The sequence below is a fragment of the Psychrobacter sp. 1U2 genome (assembly GCF_051847575.1).
On record NZ_JBPYDC010001519.1, the window covers coordinates 1 to 583 of the forward strand.

General features: G+C 42.0%; 1 protein-coding gene and 1 pseudogene. One reads left to right on the plus strand and one right to left on the minus strand.

All coding sequences use genetic code 11. From position 1 onward, the window contains the following. Nucleotides 1-253: pseudogene (locus tag ACS8FD_RS22950) on the plus strand (bifunctional 3,4-dihydroxy-2-butanone-4-phosphate synthase/GTP cyclohydrolase II); the annotation flags it as partial. 145 nt (nucleotides 254-398) lie between these two features. Here the strand turns inward: ACS8FD_RS22950 and ACS8FD_RS22955 are convergent. Further along, nucleotides 399-583 (minus strand): acyl-CoA thioesterase family protein (locus ACS8FD_RS22955; protein ID WP_459252181.1); only part of this gene is annotated, 185 nt, incomplete at its 5' end.

The following is a 583-nucleotide window of genomic DNA, read 5'->3' on the forward strand; positions in this document are numbered from 1 at the left end:
TTGGATTGGTAGTCATCAACCCGTCGACTTAGGAGATGCACTAGACAAAGCATCTGAAAATCAATCGCTCTCAACCATCGCTCAGCAGCCTTATCGCAGTATCGGTGTTGGTGCACAGATTTTACGCCATTTAGGTGTACGCGATATGCACCTCTTATCATCGCCGATGAAGTTCTATGCGTTATCAGGGTTTGAATTGAATGTCATCGACTTTATTCAAGCTCCCACGCAAGAGCTAAATAAAGATGGTTAGTAATAGAGCTACTTTTGTAATAGCCTTTCACTGAGACTAGGATAAGCTTTTACAAACATCATCCTAAACAGGCACCCTAATAAAGTTTATTAGGGTGCTTTTTTTCTGGTTATCTTATCAACTTATAAGTTAAAAAAAGCAAAGATTATAATTGAGGGGTGTGACCAACCTTTTTTTCGAGCGCTAATAAACGCGTGCGCTCCTCTTCCGTCCATGGCAGTTTGGTCTTGCCATCACTGTCCAATCGGACTATCACTGCTTCAGCAGTCGCGACTATGGTTTGCTGCGCACCGCTATAATAGCTATATTCTATTACGATACTGGTTGTGC